Below are 15,606 nucleotides of genomic sequence, written 5' to 3' on the forward strand. Positions count from 1 at the left end.
CAATCGAACGAAATTCTTTTCATGGCGAGTGGAACTATATTATAAAACCCAAAGTTGCCACTTAATTGTTCAAGTTATTTTTACATAACTCCTAACTTTAGTGTCTTGCTCTGGAGATGGTTTAAACAGAACTTCTTCTACAAGATACTGCCGCGATCGCACTCGCACAATTTGTCCAGTTATAATAACGTCAGTCACTGGCATCTCCCTCTGAATAGACTCGCAGCAGTTCTTTTTTAGTGAAAATCATTCCCCTTCCTCATCAATCTCTGATTGCTAGATCAAATCTGCGTAGGCGCAGCTTGCCGTAGCATTGCTTTTTATTGCAAACGCCCACACCCACACCAAAATTGAGTAAGTATTGCTCCTTTAAACAAACTTGCTTTCCAGAATTAATCTGGTAAATGTTTGGTCAACAGTTTCTGCCCCTGCTCACCCATCTCTTGCAGTATTAACTCAATTTGCCTCATTGCCATAGGCGACGGCTTCGCGTGTCCGTTTTCCCACCGATTTGCAGTCGGATAAGTCACGCCCAATGTTGCGGCGAATTGCTCTTGTGTTAAACCAGTACAAATACGGAGTTCTCGAATGAGCTGACCAACTTCTGGTTGGTTGATTATCAAAGGTTTCTTGATGGTCATTTAGCTCAATTCCTACTACTTTATGTGATGAGTGATATATATTTCATTACATCGTAGTAGTATGAAACCGGAATTGTAAGTTCGAGAATATACCGAATCTCTTATTTAAACTCGTGCTGGTCGCGTAATTATGCTTAATTAATTATAGTATCTTGTACTACTTAAATAGTACTGTTCTCGGTTAACCCTCAGACTGTAGTTTTAGAAAAGCTTTGCAATGGACTGCTCATTTCAACCACTAAGCCGTGCTGCTGGTTCAAGTTCTATGTACTTTGGTTTTATTTCTAGCCAGTTGTTGAGTCTTAACTGAACTCTGTTGAGCGCTATATAAATCATCTAGAGGGGTTCTACAGCACTCAATTAAACAACTGGCTCCGGCTGGATGTCAAGAAGCGGGAAGTTTTATCTTTTCTCTCGTACAACTTCTTCACTGTCCTGTTGTGTTGCTAACTCCATTGAAACTGCAACCCAAACACATTGAATGCCAATTTGCCAAAATTGTTTAGAGTATTCTCCCATACTCCGACTCCAGAAGCGTCAATAATTTGTCCTCCACCGCAGTTAAATAAGGACGATTCAGCTTTCCCAACGACTGCAACAGATTTTTGACCGTCTCCTCCAGCGCACTTGAATACACTCGACCAATGCGATCGCAAATCACCCGCATCTGCTCACACTCGGCAGGCAAGTAGTTGTAAGATTTGAGGTGCTGCAAGCCAATGGCGTACTCCCCATCCCAGGTTTTGACAGTGCAACTGAATTCACCCACATGGTTAACGATACCCCAGCAGCCACCCTTACCCCTGAGTTCGGGATTGTCTTTGGCAAAGATTTGGCAGACTTCACCGATTTGGTAGGTATTGAGTACTTGGGTGCGTTTCATAATCTTTTGCACCACATTCTTTTACGATGCGATGAGATGGTACTTTCCTATTGACAGATTCTACAGCTTGTTGCCATGCTTCGGGCTGATTATCAGGGTCTAGCTTGGTCAACGGTCTAACTTGCCACTCATTTTTCCACCAAATTATCAAAAATAACCGCAGCTTCCATTAAATAGAAAATAAAATCCAACCGCTTTCTCCAGAAGAATTATTCCAGCAAATCACAGCAGAGATTGACTTTTATCAACAGCAAATAAGCATTCTCAATCGACAGTTAACCGTATTAACTGAGGGTGCAAACAATGGCTAAGGAAACAAACAATACCTTTGATCGTAAGTAGGTGGGCAGGAAAGTTTATAACTATGTAACGGAAACTTAGCCAGAGCGATTAGAGTCAAATTTAAGACGTTGTGTACTGTAATTACCTTTTTCGCCTCTAGCTTTGACACCATCAATCACAGCGTAAGCGAGGTCTAACTCATCATCGAATATTTGCCCACATAGTTCATCTTTTTTAAGGTGCTGCCACTCCAATTCAATTGGGTTCATCTCCGAACAGTATGCAGGCAAAAAAAAGATGTACAAACCCATCTGTTCCCACTTCGACCATAGCTTTTGCACGTCTTTACATCGATGTATTGGTCCGTTATCTTGTACAATTACTCTGACGCGTCCAACCTTGTGAGCTTCTTGGGCTTCTTGTTCCATCATTTGGATGTAGGACTTGCGGTCAACACCGCCAATTACCAAACCGTAAACAAAACTAATTATTGGTTGAAGAAACCCGATAATACTTAATCTACGACCACGACGCAATGTGAAGTTCTAAACGTTTTTGTTCGCCCCTAAAGTAATTAGTGTAGCTGGGTTCGCTCCATGCACAAAAGCCTGATTCATCTAAATACTTAAGGTCTATTTCTCTAGTAGCAGCAGATAATTCTAACATGTCTAGATCGGCTTGTTTGTTGGATCGGGCTATGGGGTTTTGCTTCCCTTTATGACAATTTCAAAGTCCGTTTCCAATTGACCCCCTTTTTTTGAGTACCCGTCTTAATCTATCGGAACTCAGTTTGATTTGGCGATGCCTGCGGCGGGCTGCGCCTACGCTTTCTAATTTTTGGGATAATTGATGGCTGTTGTAGGTGCGTGGTTCTTTTTTAAGGCATTCTTCCAAAAATACTATATCTTGTTCCTTCCACTTCGCTTTTCCCCCTCGACCTGGTAATTCCCAAAGACTTTCCAGACCAAATTTTTGCCATTTATGCAAAACTTCTCTTACTGTTTGTGCAGTACAATTAAAGTGAGCAGCTATTTTATCGACATACCAACCATGTGCGTTTAATCTGATTAGCTCTGCTCGGTCTTTGACTTTCTGTGGTACATCCACAGTTCTCAGTTTTAACAGGGTTTGGTCTTGCTCATACGTCAGGAATACCCTTAAACGAGCGCTCATATTATTTGTTACTAAATAAATATATTTTCCGTATTTACTTATCTTAACATAGTTGGATTTTTCCCCGCCTACCTACTTACTATTTAAGGCTTTGAGTAATTAGCGATCGCTAATTTTCCTGGTTGGGAATGTATTTGCCACACTCAAATCAAATTCATTTAAACCTCCAAAAGACCCCACCACATCTTTACTCAGATTAGTAGTGGGAATGGAGGTTTAAATCAAGTCAATCATTGCTATTTTTGAATTTACGTTGCAATTGTTTTAGCGATTGATACATCTCTGGCAAGCGACCATAAACAGCACATACCTTGAGATATAGTTTGTAAGGTAAAGCTGGAGTTCCACAGACAATTTCTCCTGGTGCAACATCGTTGTGAATTCCAGTTTGAGCAGATGTCATCGATCCATCTCCCATCTTCACTTGATTGACTATTCCTGTTTGTCCAGCTAAAATAACGCGATTTCCCAGTTGAACACCTCCCGCCATGCCAACCTGACCTGCGATCGCACAGCCGGAACCAATTTGGCAACCATGACCGATTTGCACTAAGCTATCTATTACTGTATTGCGACCTACCCGTGTTTCTCCGACTGCTGGGCGGTCAATACCAGTGTTGCAACCAACTTCCACGCCGTCTTCTAAAACTGTATAGCCTGATTGTTCCATTTTGAACCAACCTGTCCGGGTAGGAACAAAACCAAAGCCTTCTGCACCGATGACAGCACCACTGTGAATGACGCAATCTGCACCGATGCGGGTGCGTTCGTGGATGGTACAGTTGGCGTGTAAGGTGGTGCGATCGCCTATTTTGGCATCTGGATAAATCACTACATTCGGATGAATGATTGCACCATTGCCAATTTCTACCCCTTGTTGAATCACAGCATGGGGGCCAATATAAACATCACTACCAACTTTTGCGGTGGAGTGAATTACAGCGCTGGGATGAATTTCTGGGGTAGGGCGATATGGTTGATAAAAAAGTGCGATCGCTTTGGCAAACAATAATCGTGGATCTGGAGTTGCTAGCCAGACAATACCTCTTTCTTGTGCAAGCGCCTGTAATTTTTCGTCTTGGGGCAAAATTAAAGCACTAGCATTGGTATTGCCCACAAAAGACCCAAATTTTGTACCTTCTACATAACTGAGCGTACCGTTGGTAGCTTCATCAATGGCTGCTACCCCTGTAATTTCTAGGTCTTGGTCTGGATTGCTAGTCAGGCTATGATTGGTGGCCGCGTCACCAAATTGATGGAGGATTTCGCTGAATTTCATTGTTGGGTGTGTTCAAAATTGATCTACAATCGCAAGATAATTTTCCCTCTTTATGCTCCAATACAATAATTTTGTAGACGCGTAGCGGTGAGACAATCAGACAGTTTCTAAATTCACTTCAGGTTGGATTACTTTAGTGACATTCTTGTGTTGATGGCTCTCGTGAGCTTACTTTCACTGAATCTTGTCTCAATAGCGTCTTGAGACGTTGATTATCTTCGGTAGCGATCGTTTCACCATAGTGATGAAGTTGAAAAAGCTGGCAATAACGGTTTTGTTTAGCGCAAATCAAGCAGCCGTATGCATGATTGCCGTTAGTACCGCATAGCCGATGTCCCATCACCGGGCCGAGAGAAATATTTTGCTCGCTAGCAACAGTGCTGAGAATTGAACGCAGTTTTGACTCGAACTCCAATGACAAGTATTCCTTACGTCCTGGTTGTGTACGATCCCATTCTGGAACGATTAGTTCCTGTTTTAACAGACTGGCTTCAATCTCTTCAGACATCACAAGCCCAGACAGAATAACGTGACGGGAAACATGAGGCAATAGTGTCCGTGCTAATTGCCACATTAAAGCTTCATCAAACCACTCTTCAACCAGTGGACGCAGATACCAACAACAGGGAATGCCAAGGTTTACTAAATCTTGCAGCAACTGTACCCGGCTCTGAATTGAGGCTTGCTCATAGCCTGGTTTCAAGGGTGGTAGACTAACAAAGACAGTGACTCGAAGTGAATGAGACCGCTCTAAAGTTGTTTTGAGGCGCTTTAGAAAAGATTGACCGGGATGGACTTTGGTAGTGATATAGATGATATTGGCAGCTTTACGGTCAATCAGTGCATCCAAAATTGATAATACACGTTCTCGATGGGCTGGAATAAAAGGGTCAGAGTAATCGCACAGTGAAATCGGAAAACCCTTTTGTCCCTCTTGGCTAGCAAAAATCCGGTCTAGCAAAAGATCGAGCAGGTCAACTGGAGCTGAGACATCTTGAAAATTTTGTGGATAATGATGCCATTCACGGTCTTGATGACAGACACAATAGGCACATTCAATTGGGCAACGATTCTGGGCGTTTGGCAGAAATGGATTAAGGCTAAAGTATTTGACAGCACGCTCCTCATCAGGAACACCAAGCACTGGAAAGCCATGCAGCATATACTGGCTACCTTGCAACGTGACTTCAGACGCAATATTTTTATCAGTGTTCATAATAAATGAAAAAAGTAATACACCCGCAAAAATTTGTCTTCTCTAGGGTGGCTGGTATGAATGTGGAGTGGCAAGGTGGGAAATGCTAGATAATTATTATGAATTTTGATAAGTAAATATAGCTAGGTAGCGATCGCCTATTCCTAAAGAATTGGTAAATGTGGTGAGGTGAACACGGAGATACTCTTGGTAACAAGTTTTATAGCCGTAGTCACACAGGTTAGGACACTTGGAAAGAGTGAAAGAAGAGAGTTAGCAATAGTTTTACCTCCTGCCTCCTGCCTCCTGCTATAAGAGTAGACTTTTGCCATTTTGTACTAATTAGATGATTAACAATTAAGTTTGTGAAATGGTATAAGATATTCAACTTGGTAAACACTAAAGTGCTTACTACTAACTGTTTTAAACTGCCATAATCCCTGTGGTAGTACTAATCACTAGTCGCCATTGCTACGCCTGCTAAATAACCGGTTGTCCAAGCACTTTGGAAGTTAAACCCACCGGTAACGCCATCAATATCTAAGATTTCTCCGGCAAAATAAAGACCAGGAACTAACCGACTTTCCATCGTCTTGAAGTTGACTTCTTTGAGCTTGACACCGCCACAAGTAACAAATTCTTCTTTGAAGGCTCCTTTACCGTTGATTAAATATTGTCCTTGAGTAAGTTCTTGCACCAGTTGATTTAAGGTTTTAGTAGATATTTCTGCCCAACGGTCTTCTGTGGTAATACCTACACGAGCAATGATATATTGCCAGAGACGATGGGGGAGATCAACGCCGCGATGCAATGCGATCGCTTTCTTTCCCCATTCATCCTTAACTGCTAAAACTTTTTCTCGGACTTGTTCTTGGTGCAAATTAGGCAGCCAATTAATCAATAATCTGGCTTGGTAGCGGCTTTCGTGCAGAACTCTCGCACCCCAAGCCGAAAGCTTCAAAACAGCTGGGCCACTCAAACCCCAGTGGGTAATTAGCAATGGCCCAGTTTGTTGCAATTGGGATTTTCCGCCCAGAGATAACCGCAATTGGACAGGGTTAACGCTAACTCCAGCCAATTCCCGCAATTTTTGATCGAGAATGTTGAAGGTAAATAACGAGGGTACTGGCGGTTCAATTTCATGACCTAACTCTCGGACAATTTTATAACCTGCAAGGCTGCTACCGGTTGCCAGAAGTAGGCGATCGCATTTAATCGTCTCTCCCGACTTCAGAAAAATATCAAAACCTTCATCTGCGGTAGTTCTCACTGAAGTTACAGAAGTACCGATACGGAGTTTTACCCCAGATGTCGCCAGCGATTTAATTAGACATTCCACAATGGTTTCTGAAGTATTGGTGACAGGAAACATCCGGCCATCACCTTCCGTTTTGAGATAAACTCCACTAGCAGCAAACCAAGCTACTGTGTCTTGAGGCCCAAACTGAGTCAAAGCACCCCGTAAAGCTTTTGCACCTCTAGGATAATTTTGCACTAACTCCTCCGGCTCAAAGCAAGCGTGAGTTACATTGCAGCGTCCGCCACCAGAAACTAGCACTTTCGCTAGGGGTTGACGACTGGCTTCGAGTAAAGTAACTTGGGCGTCAGGATTGGCTTTAGCACAAGCGATCGCGCCAAAAAATCCCGCTGCCCCACCCCCAATAACTACAATTTGTAAAGGTAGCAAGTTCAAAAATGTCTCAATAGCAGGTACTTTACTAGGCTAGCGGTTATCTTCACTCTTCAACTAGTTCAAATTGGTCTTTTGTAGCACCGCAAACCGGACATACCCAATCATCTGATATATCTTCAAAAGCTGTTCCTGGCGCTATATCACTGTCTGGATCGCCTACTTCTGGATCATATTCATAAGCGCAAACAGTACATATATACTTTGCCATGTTCCTTTCCCCTCATAAATTGTCGGCATTGCTTCAGTATTAAATACTTCTGGTAGTGAGTGAAAATAGCCACACTACAATTCTTTACGATAATCCGGCATGAAAATCATCAAATATAAGAAAGTTTTTTCGTCCAAGAGGGGCGAGGTTTATACCAAAAACTCTTGTATCTTAGACCAATGACTATTGTACAGACAAGGGTTAATGAGCCAGCACGTTGCGGTTCGGGGGGTTCCCCCCGTTGATAGCGACTGGCGTCGCGTCTGTACTGACAAATGACTAAAAACGCCACCATGTCCTTTGGGCGTAACTGATAATCCCAATAGCGATCGCCCCAAGTAGTAGCAACCAAATAATTCCACCTGGGATAAAAGTGAGAATACCAACACCTCTGAGTACCCAGGCGGCAACGCTAATGCCGAGAAGTATACCAACAATCTGGATTAATCTACGATTTAAAGAAGATTGACTCACCTAATTTTCCTCTCAACTTAACAGACATTACATTTGATATTGATAATTAAAATATTAAGTTACGATGAAGTTGTAGTTTCATCATAAATAACACGTAAAAACCGAGAAATATTATCTAAACATTAGGGTAATACCGATTTAATGTTAAGCTGCACAAAATGATTAATCTTCTATTCTCAGCGCTCTTGATGCTCTTCTCTACGAGATGCTGCGCGAAAGCGGTTTGTTTTTAATTTTGTGCATCTTCATAAAAAATTGGCATAAGGTACTTGATGTTAAATCGTGTTTGTGCCATTCTAGCTGTTAACAATACAGTTTTTCATCTACAAGAATTACTTTGACAAAACTTACTGAAGTATCAATTATGTTAATTGTGATAAGAAACACAGTTTTTATAGTAAAGTAACTGAAATAATTACCAAAAAATCATCCTTTCCGGAAAAGATAAGTATTAAACTGGAACTAATTTAATAATAGGTTGAATATAAATCAAGTTTTCTGGCTTGTAGTTTGAACTCTATTTAAGTGGATGAGTTGAGGAGTAACTTAATTATTATGTCTGCGTCTTATATATCAGATTCAATTATTGCAGGTTCAGATATGGCTTGGAGTCAAGACAAGCAAAAGTTGCTGGTACAAGGTGAAATCTTTGTAGAAACGCGATCGCACAAGATGTCAGGTGGCGCGGTAACAGCCTGGATGTATTTGCCGATGGTGCGATCGCACGTTTGGCAGCAATTAACTGATTATCCCCGCTGGGTACAATATTTTCCTGATATCACCAAGAGTGAGGTGGTACATAAAGGTGAAGTCAAACGTCTGTATCAAGCAGCACAAAAAGCTTTCTTCTTTTTCACGGCTCAAGTAGAAATTTACCTCAATGTTGTAGAAGTTCTGGGTCAGCAAATCCAATTTCGCATGGTAAATGGGACTTTTGAGGATTTTAACGCCAATTTAGAACTAAAAGATTGTGGTAATGGCACAATACTTGCTTATACTGTGCAAGCAACACCTCTAATTCCGATTCCATCTATTTTTATTCAACAAGCGATGAATTTCGAGTTACCTGCAAATATGCGTAAAATGCGACAAGTTATGTGTAAAACTCAATAAAAAATTCAGGTGTTGCTGATTTGAAGGATGATGGCAGCTACGCGAACAAAACGCTCTCGAAGAGATGCTGCGCGTAGCTTGCTTTTTTGCAGGAATAAACGGACAATTCTGAATTCTGCTGTATATGCCGTTTCACTACCACTTCTTATTTACTATTTACAGCAGTTTTCATCTATTTGAACCATACGGTAGGGGCGCAAGATCTTGCGCCCCTACCGTATGGTCTATTTACCTGAAAATAGCTATAAATAACGAAATCGATTTCATGAATCGATTCCTAATCGATTGAGGTAATCGTTGCGGATACTTAGAAAAATAGAAAATTCTTAATGGAACAAAAATCATGATTCGATTCCAATATATCTCCCATTGCTCAATAATAGAGAGTGTTCTAGTATAGTCCTTAAATAACTGTTGAATACGCATTTCATTTGTTCTATTTATAGAATCATCAAAAGTTTTTGTTCCTGGATAATATCTAAAGTTTCCCCATATTTCATTAAAATATTTGACATAAGCTACTTTAACTGCTTTAAGTAAAAAATCTATATCCATTGCATAATGCTCTTCAACTTTGTATACTCCAATTTTTTGATGCAAGGATTTATGGTAAAAGTAAGCGGATGGATTTACAGGAAAAGTAGCATCAATCATGCCGTCATCATTAATTCGTTTTTCCATCAGTAAATCAACTGGTGTAGTCCTTTAGGTTTATTAATCCGAATTAAGCTATTTTGACGATCCCATATATTACAATTACCAACAATCAAGCTAGGTTCTGGTAGAGTTTTAAAGAGTTCTGATATACGACTAAGAACCTTTGGCTCATAGAAATCATCAACGTTTAAAATACCTATAATTGCTCCTTGCGCCATAGCAATTCCTTTATTCATCGCATCTGATTGTCCCCGATCTTTTTCAGAAATCCAGCGGATGTGGGAATATTGATTGGCGTAGTCTTTGATATATCTATTGTTTTGTCAGTTGAGCCACCATCGACAATAATATGCTCAACTTCTGCAAAATTTTGGTGAATGACATTTTGAAGGCAAGCTTCTATAAATTTCTCACCGTTATAAACTGGTGTAATTACACTGATCATTAGTTATCGCTTTGCAAAGGAGACTGAAAATTGGAAAATAGTTTTCCTAATTTCCGATTTTTATTTTTAGGAATATAATTTATAATCCCCACTTTCTCCTTAAAACAATCAAAAACCCGCTTTCAGTGAGAAAACGGGTTTTTGTGTGTGATTTGTGAGGTGTAATTATCCAGTAAATACTTCAACTGGTAAACGGCTAAAGGACAACCTTTCATTTTGCACATCTACAAAGATGGTATTACCGTCGTTGAATTCGCCGCGCAAGATGGATTTAGCAATTTGAGTTTCTAACTCTCGCTGAATCGCCCGCTTCAGTGGACGCGCCCCATACACTGGGTTATACCCTACTTCTGCTAAAAAGTCAAGGGCAACATCTGATAGTTTCAGAGATATTTTGCGATCGCCCAGTCTTTGACGCAATCTTTCCACTTGCAACAGCACAATTTGCCGCAATTCTTTCTTATCTAAACCGTGGAAGATAATGATTTCGTCAATGCGGTTCAGGAACTCTGGACGGAAGCTATTTCGCATTGCTTCCATGACTCGACGGCGCATTTCGTCGTAGTGGGTGTTATCCCCGGCGATATCAAGAATGTACTGTGAACCGATGTTACTGGTCATGATGATAATAGCGTTCTTGAAATCCACTTTATGACCTTGGGCATCAGTGACGCGTCCATCATCAAGAATTTGCAAGAAGATATTGAAGACATCGGGGTGTGCTTTCTCGATTTCGTCGAAGAGAATCACTGAGTAAGGACGGCGGCGAATCGCTTCTGTAAGTTGTCCGCCTTCTTCGTAACCTACGTATCCTGGAGGCGCACCAATTAAGCGAGAGACGGCGTGTTTCTCCATGTACTCAGACATATCGATTCGCACCAGCGCATCTTCGCTATCGAACATATACCCTGCCAATGCTTTCGCCAACTCGGTTTTACCCACACCCGTAGGCCCAAGGAAGATAAAGCTAGCAATGGGACGATTGGGATCGGCTAATCCAGCGCGCGATCGCTGAATTGCATCGGCTACGGCTGTGACTGCTTCTTCTTGTCCAACCACGCGGCGGTGCAGCTCATCTTCTAAATGCAACAGTTTTTCTTTCTCCGATTCCACCAACTTGCTGATCGGAATTCCTGTCCATTTAGAAATAATTTCGGCAATATCACCTTCGGTGACTTCTTCCCGTAATAGTGATTTTCCACTTCTTTGAGTGCTTGCCAATTCCGCTTCTATTGCTTCCAATTGACGATGCAAACTGGTTAAAGTACCATATTTCAACTCCGCAGCGCGGTTAAGGTCGTAGTCGCGTTCTGCTTGCTGAATCTCTAAATTGACCTGTTCAATCTCTTTTTTAACAGACTGAATTTTGTCAATGATATCTTTTTCAGACTGCCATTGAGTATTTAGAGTTTTTTGTTCTTCTTTGAGATCGGCAATTTCTTTTTCCAATCTTCCTAAACGTTCGCGAGAAGCGGCATCGCTTTCTTTTTGCAGCGAAAGCTTCTCCATTTCCAATTGCAGAATTTTGCGATCAATTTCGTCAAGTTCTTCTGGTTTGGAGGTTATCTCCATTTTTAATCTCGCTGCGGCTTCATCTACCAAGTCAATGGCTTTATCAGGGAGGAAGCGATCGCTAATATAACGACTCGACAATACAGCTGCTGCAACTAAAGCACTATCAGAAATCTTCACCCCGTGGTGGTTTTCGTAACGTTCTCTCAACCCGCGCAAAATCGAAATACTATCTTCTACACTAGGCTGATCGACATAAACTTGCTGGAAGCGTCTTTCTAGTGCGGCATCTTTTTCGATATGTTTGCGGTATTCATCTAAAGTTGTTGCCCCAATACAGCGCAATTCGCCCCGCGCCAACATTGGTTTTAACAAGTTACTAGCATCCATCGCGCCTTGGGTTGCACCAGCGCCGACAACGGTGTGAATTTCATCAATAAATAAAACAATCTTGCCAGTAGATTCAGTAACTTCTTTTAATACCGCTTTCAAGCGTTCTTCAAATTCACCCCGAAATTTTGCCCCTGCAATCAAAGCACCCATATCTAAAGCAATTAGCTTGCAGTCTTTGAGAGATTGAGGTACATCACCTGCGATAATGCGCTGTGCTAATCCTTCAGCGATCGCAGTTTTACCAACACCCGGTTCACCAATTAGCACAGGATTATTCTTGGTGCGGCGAGAGAGAATTTGCACAGTGCGGCGAATCTCATCATCCCGCCCAATCACTGGATCGAGTTGACCTTTACGTGCAGCTTCTGTAAGGTCACGCCCGTATTTTTCCAGTGCTTCGTATTTGCCTTCTGGATTTTGGTCAGTCACTTTTTGACTCCCACGAATTTGTTTAATAATATTTTTTAGCTTACCTTCGTCTAAACCAAATTCTTGGAATAAACCTTTGCCAAAACGGTCATCTTTAGCGTAAGCCAGTAATAAGTGTTCAATTGAAATATATTCATCTTCAAACTCTTTGCGATATCCGTCTGCCCGATCTAAGAGTGTATCCAAGCTGCGTCCCAAGTAGACAGAACTGCTAGTACCAGATACTTTCGGTTGACGTTGGAAAAATTGTTCAGTGCGATCGCGCAGTTTTTGCAAGTTAACACCTGCCTTAGTAAGAATGCCAGTCGCTAGACCATCTTGTTCTAGCAGCGCTTTCATCAGGTGTTCGCTTTCAATTTGCTGCTGTTGATATTGTTTTACAATATCCGGGGTATGAGCGATCGCTTCCCAGGCTTTTTCTGTAAATTGGTTAGGATTAGTAGGTTGCATAGGCTTTTTCAGGAAGTAGAGGCGCAGTAGCTTGTCAGAGGCTACCACCAGAACACCAAATAAAGATAATTTCTGCTCTCAATAGATATTGTATGAAGAGGGGAGCGATCGCCTAGATCGGTGTTCACATCTTGTAAAAGTGGTATTTTCCCCTAGTTCCGATTTTCCTATGTGGATTTCAATTACCTGTCTGCGGAATATCAGCAGATGCGCTCTTGTGTGCGATGGCGCAAGCGCTCACGTAGGCGATCGCTCGCCTTAGTTGGGTTTATTCCAGTGAGCGCTTAGGAGTCGGTACAGAGGTTTTTGGAGTCGCCCTAGAAGCCGAATCGTACTTACTTGACAGCGCTGGAGGAACAAGTGTTGCGTGTGCTGGAGTTGGAAACTAGCAGCTAATCCAACAATGCAGGAAATCAATGTTCGTGCTAGTAATCCGAAAACTTTTGCGGTGCTTTGGGGATGTCTACACCCGCAGAAAAATCTAATTTTGAAAATCAAATTGCATATTTGCATATTTAATCAAAAAATTACTGAATATTCCTTTAAATAGAGGTTTTTCCAACATCTACTTACTTAAAGAGGAAAAATAATGAATCGATTCAAATATTCCAAGAAGATTTTTGGAGTTCTTGCTGTTTTACTCGTAATTTGTGCAACTTTCTTTCCTAGAATGGCAATTGCAGATTCACTGACTGCGCCTATCAAGTCAGATTGTACCGTCGTAGGTGATGTAAAAATAATACCAGATCCAAAAGATCCCAATGAAATCGATGTTCTACCACCGACTGTGATAGTTAACAATGCCGATGGATGTAGCTTCAGTGCTAACGCGATGAAGTTATCACAAGCTCTGAGGGTTAAAAGAGCTATTATAAATTTGCCTGCGGATGTAACTGGGGTTGTTAAAAGCCTTCAGATCAGCAAAATCGATAATGAAGGCAATAAAGCAGTCATTTATGGCTGTTCTAACTTAAAAGTTCAGGATGGTACGGATTTAAATGTATCTTGCGGGGGACCATCTTACTTACCAGCAAACCAGTCCTTGCAATATAATGCAACTATTGCAGACTTTAAGCCAGGGACTAAGTTTGCCATTACCCTGGTAGCATCACAGTCTAAACAAGTAGATTTGCAGTAAGTGTACGCCTGTTACACCAAAAAACCTATTTGGTGTAACAGGTAAAACTGCTTAGTACAAAAAGCTTAGTACAAAAATGTTTGCTCCTTCCTAGCCGTAACTAAAAAAGACGGGTGTACCCCCTTAATTTTAAGCAAAGCCAACTGTATGGCATACACTGCCCGTAATTAGCTCTAATATCCCCCGGTTGAACAACTGAAGCATTCCAGTCGTGGGTAGAAAAGAATTTAGTTGTATGTTTTATTACTGGAGTTTAGACTAAATAGTGAAAAAAATTGTTCAACATGGAATCAATTGGTTTAGATGTTGAGCTATTTTTGCTTGCTTTAGTCTAAACTCCAGTTACTAGTATTACAACTTTTAACCATTATGATGCTTACAGCAACGGGTAAAATTTCCGAAAATAGAGGAGAATCACCAGACTTTAGACAAATCAATGTTTGCATTCCAATAGATAATTACAAGGCTTTGCAAATAATTTGCATAGATAAAAATATGAAATAACAGGAAGCCATTACGAGAGCGATTGCTCAATGGATTGTTGAAAATATTGAATAATTTAAAAATTTTGAAAGGATTTTAAATATAAAAAGGAGTGTTTATGTTGTCAATATCGGATTACACCAAAATTTTTGACTCGACCAAATATATAAATAAGTTTCAATGGTTGTCATAGTTTACGTTATTTAAGCGCTCCAAAAATATTGGGATATTTTTCTTTTTTAGGAGTTTAAAATCTTCATAGAATATGCCTTAAAGTTGTTACTAGCAGAACTTGCCGCCAACGAATTGGATTTTTTGCCAACATTTCCTATCCTCTAAACCTTTAGTTATAGTTCCCAAAAAGAGAAAACGATACGTGTGGTAGGGCAGCAGGTAACTTTGTAGGCTTACTATCGAATGTGATCTCCTTTCAATTAATATCCCCAGCGAGTGGGAATTATGCTAGCTGCTGCAACCCTTTATTGAGCATCCATAAAAACAAACAGATGGGCTACTTTTCCATTTTCTATGACAAAAAAATCCATGCCGGTTAAGACATTCGGCTGGGAACCAGTCTGAATATCCCAGAATAACCGAGCCCCATTTTGCGTACTTTCCATCGGTTTTGTTGCCACAAAATTGAAATTAGCATCGTCCGCAAATAGCTTGTTGATAAAGTCAGAAACGGCGCTAATGTCGGTAAGGATAAAATCCTTGTCATACATTTTTATATCGTCTGCATAGATAGTTTGCATCAATGCATCACGCGTTGTACGGTCTTTTTCATTCCAGACAGCAGTATGTGTTTGCTGGAGATAATTCATTGCCTGTGCATCCATGAGTAGACTGGCTAGTTTATTTTCTAAAACGATTTTTTGGTCTCAGGTAAAAACAACTTTACAGCAAGAACAATCAAATGAATGTTACGCTTTAATATTTATTCATGGGTATAATATCAGTTTTGAAGCAGCAGCTTTACGAGGAGCGCAACTAGGTTGTGATTTAAAGATTCCGTCGGTAAGAATGGCATTTTATAGTTGGCCATCAAAGGCTAAACTAGAGCGTTATCCCTCTTCTGTCACTTTCCGGAATAAGCAAGTAGTTTAGGAGCTAAATCATCCAGAAGCATAAGAGGGTTTAAATTGATTCATTGCAGCA

At 40.9% G+C, this 15,606-nt stretch carries 15 protein-coding genes and 2 pseudogenes; 3 read left to right on the forward strand and 14 right to left on the reverse strand.

Features of this window, described 5'->3' with window-relative positions:
• Positions 1-69 precede the first annotated feature (69 nt).
• The 10 genes and pseudogenes from V7K79_RS07630 to V7K79_RS07675 form a co-directional block, all read right to left on the reverse strand.
• Complete coding sequence (locus tag V7K79_RS07630) at positions 70-198, reverse strand: hypothetical protein (protein WP_335046231.1); 129 nt, start codon at positions 196-198, stop codon at positions 70-72.
• A gap of 194 nt (positions 199-392) precedes the next feature.
• The gene (locus V7K79_RS07635; protein WP_292800641.1) at positions 393-641 is read right to left on the reverse strand and encodes a helix-turn-helix domain-containing protein; all 249 of its coding nucleotides are present in this window, start codon (positions 639-641) and stop codon (positions 393-395) included.
• Positions 642-1,143: 502 nt separating this feature from the next.
• Positions 1,144-1,524, reverse strand: a complete 381-nt coding sequence (locus V7K79_RS07640) for a hypothetical protein (RefSeq protein ID WP_335046233.1) — start codon at positions 1,522-1,524, stop codon at positions 1,144-1,146.
• Positions 1,484-1,675 (reverse strand): hypothetical protein, encoded by a 192-nt coding sequence (locus V7K79_RS07645; RefSeq protein WP_335046235.1) that lies wholly within the window; start codon positions 1,673-1,675, stop codon positions 1,484-1,486. The genes V7K79_RS07640 and V7K79_RS07645 overlap by 41 nt, the downstream gene beginning before the upstream one ends.
• Before the next feature lie 391 nt (positions 1,676-2,066).
• A pseudogene (locus tag V7K79_RS07650) lies at positions 2,067-2,979 on the reverse strand (IS630 family transposase); the annotation flags it as partial.
• A gap of 226 nt (positions 2,980-3,205) precedes the next feature.
• A complete protein-coding gene (gene lpxD / locus V7K79_RS07655) occupies positions 3,206-4,258 on the reverse strand; it encodes a UDP-3-O-(3-hydroxymyristoyl)glucosamine N-acyltransferase (RefSeq protein WP_335046237.1) in 1,053 nt (350 codons plus the stop codon).
• 133 nt (positions 4,259-4,391) lie between these two features.
• Positions 4,392-5,474: a hypothetical protein gene (locus V7K79_RS07660; protein WP_335046239.1), complete on the reverse strand. Its 1,083-nt coding sequence runs from the start codon at positions 5,472-5,474 to the stop codon at positions 4,392-4,394.
• A gap of 430 nt (positions 5,475-5,904) precedes the next feature.
• Positions 5,905-7,140 (reverse strand): NAD(P)/FAD-dependent oxidoreductase, encoded by a 1,236-nt coding sequence (locus V7K79_RS07665; protein ID WP_335046258.1) that lies wholly within the window; start codon positions 7,138-7,140, stop codon positions 5,905-5,907.
• 49 nt (positions 7,141-7,189) lie between these two features.
• Entirely contained in the window at positions 7,190-7,354 is a 165-nt protein-coding gene (gene rd, locus V7K79_RS07670; protein WP_335046242.1) for a rubredoxin, read from the reverse strand.
• A 279-nt stretch (positions 7,355-7,633) separates the two neighbouring features.
• Positions 7,634-7,828 (reverse strand): hypothetical protein, encoded by a 195-nt coding sequence (locus V7K79_RS07675; RefSeq protein WP_335046243.1) that lies wholly within the window; start codon positions 7,826-7,828, stop codon positions 7,634-7,636.
• A 555-nt stretch (positions 7,829-8,383) separates the two neighbouring features.
• On the opposite strand from V7K79_RS07675, the gene V7K79_RS07680 reads away from it, so the two are divergent.
• Positions 8,384-8,941 carry an SRPBCC family protein gene (locus V7K79_RS07680; RefSeq protein WP_335046246.1) on the forward strand — a complete coding sequence of 186 codons (558 nt, stop codon included), beginning with the start codon at positions 8,384-8,386 and terminating at the stop codon, positions 8,939-8,941.
• Positions 8,942-9,169: 228 nt separating this feature from the next.
• Here the strand turns inward: V7K79_RS07680 and V7K79_RS07685 are convergent, their stop codons facing one another.
• The 3 genes and pseudogenes from V7K79_RS07685 to clpB form a co-directional block, all read right to left on the reverse strand.
• A complete protein-coding gene (locus V7K79_RS07685; protein ID WP_335046248.1) occupies positions 9,170-9,622 on the reverse strand; it encodes a hypothetical protein in 453 nt (150 codons plus the stop codon).
• Positions 9,622-10,043 (reverse strand): annotated as a pseudogene (locus V7K79_RS07690) (glycosyltransferase). The gene V7K79_RS07685 and the pseudogene V7K79_RS07690 overlap by 1 nt, the downstream one beginning before the upstream one ends.
• A gap of 165 nt (positions 10,044-10,208) precedes the next feature.
• Positions 10,209-12,827 carry an ATP-dependent chaperone ClpB gene (clpB, locus tag V7K79_RS07700; protein WP_335046251.1) on the reverse strand — a complete coding sequence of 873 codons (2,619 nt, stop codon included), beginning with the start codon at positions 12,825-12,827 and terminating at the stop codon, positions 10,209-10,211.
• Positions 12,828-13,416: 589 nt separating this feature from the next.
• Between clpB and V7K79_RS07705 the strand changes: the two genes are divergently transcribed.
• Positions 13,417-13,965 (forward strand): hypothetical protein, encoded by a 549-nt coding sequence (locus V7K79_RS07705; RefSeq protein ID WP_335046253.1) that lies wholly within the window; start codon positions 13,417-13,419, stop codon positions 13,963-13,965.
• A gap of 962 nt (positions 13,966-14,927) precedes the next feature.
• Here the strand turns inward: V7K79_RS07705 and V7K79_RS07710 are convergent.
• On the reverse strand, positions 14,928-15,287 hold the full coding sequence (locus tag V7K79_RS07710) for a hypothetical protein (RefSeq protein WP_335046255.1): 360 nt from the start codon (positions 15,285-15,287) through the stop codon (positions 14,928-14,930).
• Here V7K79_RS07710 and V7K79_RS07715 point away from each other — a divergent pair.
• A complete protein-coding gene (locus V7K79_RS07715) occupies positions 15,286-15,555 on the forward strand; it encodes an alpha/beta hydrolase (RefSeq protein WP_335046257.1) in 270 nt (89 codons plus the stop codon). The two genes, V7K79_RS07710 and V7K79_RS07715, sit on opposite strands and share 2 nt — an antisense overlap.
• Positions 15,556-15,606 lie beyond the last annotated feature (51 nt).

The organism is Nostoc sp. (assembly GCF_036917575.1).
Classification (GTDB): Bacteria; Cyanobacteriota; Cyanobacteriia; order Cyanobacteriales; family Nostocaceae; genus Nostoc.

Excerpts from the sequence above, each read along its gene's own strand:
- V7K79_RS07635 (WP_292800641.1), bottom strand. The coding sequence starts at position 641 with ATGACCATCAAGAAACCTTTGATAATCAACCAACCAGAAGTTGGTCAG.
- V7K79_RS07640 (WP_335046233.1), bottom strand. The coding sequence starts at position 1,524 with ATGAAACGCACCCAAGTACTCAATACCTACCAAATCGGTGAAGTCTGC.
- lpxD (WP_335046237.1), bottom strand. The coding sequence starts at position 4,258 with ATGAAATTCAGCGAAATCCTCCATCAATTTGGTGACGCGGCCACCAAT.
- V7K79_RS07660 (WP_335046239.1), bottom strand. The coding sequence starts at position 5,474 with ATGAACACTGATAAAAATATTGCGTCTGAAGTCACGTTGCAAGGTAGC.
- rd (WP_335046242.1), bottom strand. The coding sequence starts at position 7,354 with ATGGCAAAGTATATATGTACTGTTTGCGCTTATGAATATGATCCAGAA.
- V7K79_RS07680 (WP_335046246.1), top strand. The coding sequence starts at position 8,384 with ATGTCTGCGTCTTATATATCAGATTCAATTATTGCAGGTTCAGATATG.
- V7K79_RS07685 (WP_335046248.1), bottom strand. The coding sequence starts at position 9,622 with ATGGAAAAACGAATTAATGATGACGGCATGATTGATGCTACTTTTCCT.
- clpB (WP_335046251.1), bottom strand. The coding sequence starts at position 12,827 with ATGCAACCTACTAATCCTAACCAATTTACAGAAAAAGCCTGGGAAGCG.
- V7K79_RS07705 (WP_335046253.1), top strand. The coding sequence starts at position 13,417 with ATGAATCGATTCAAATATTCCAAGAAGATTTTTGGAGTTCTTGCTGTT.
- V7K79_RS07715 (WP_335046257.1), top strand. The coding sequence starts at position 15,286 with ATGAGTAGACTGGCTAGTTTATTTTCTAAAACGATTTTTTGGTCTCAG.
- V7K79_RS07710 (WP_335046255.1), bottom strand. The coding sequence starts at position 15,287 with ATGGATGCACAGGCAATGAATTATCTCCAGCAAACACATACTGCTGTC.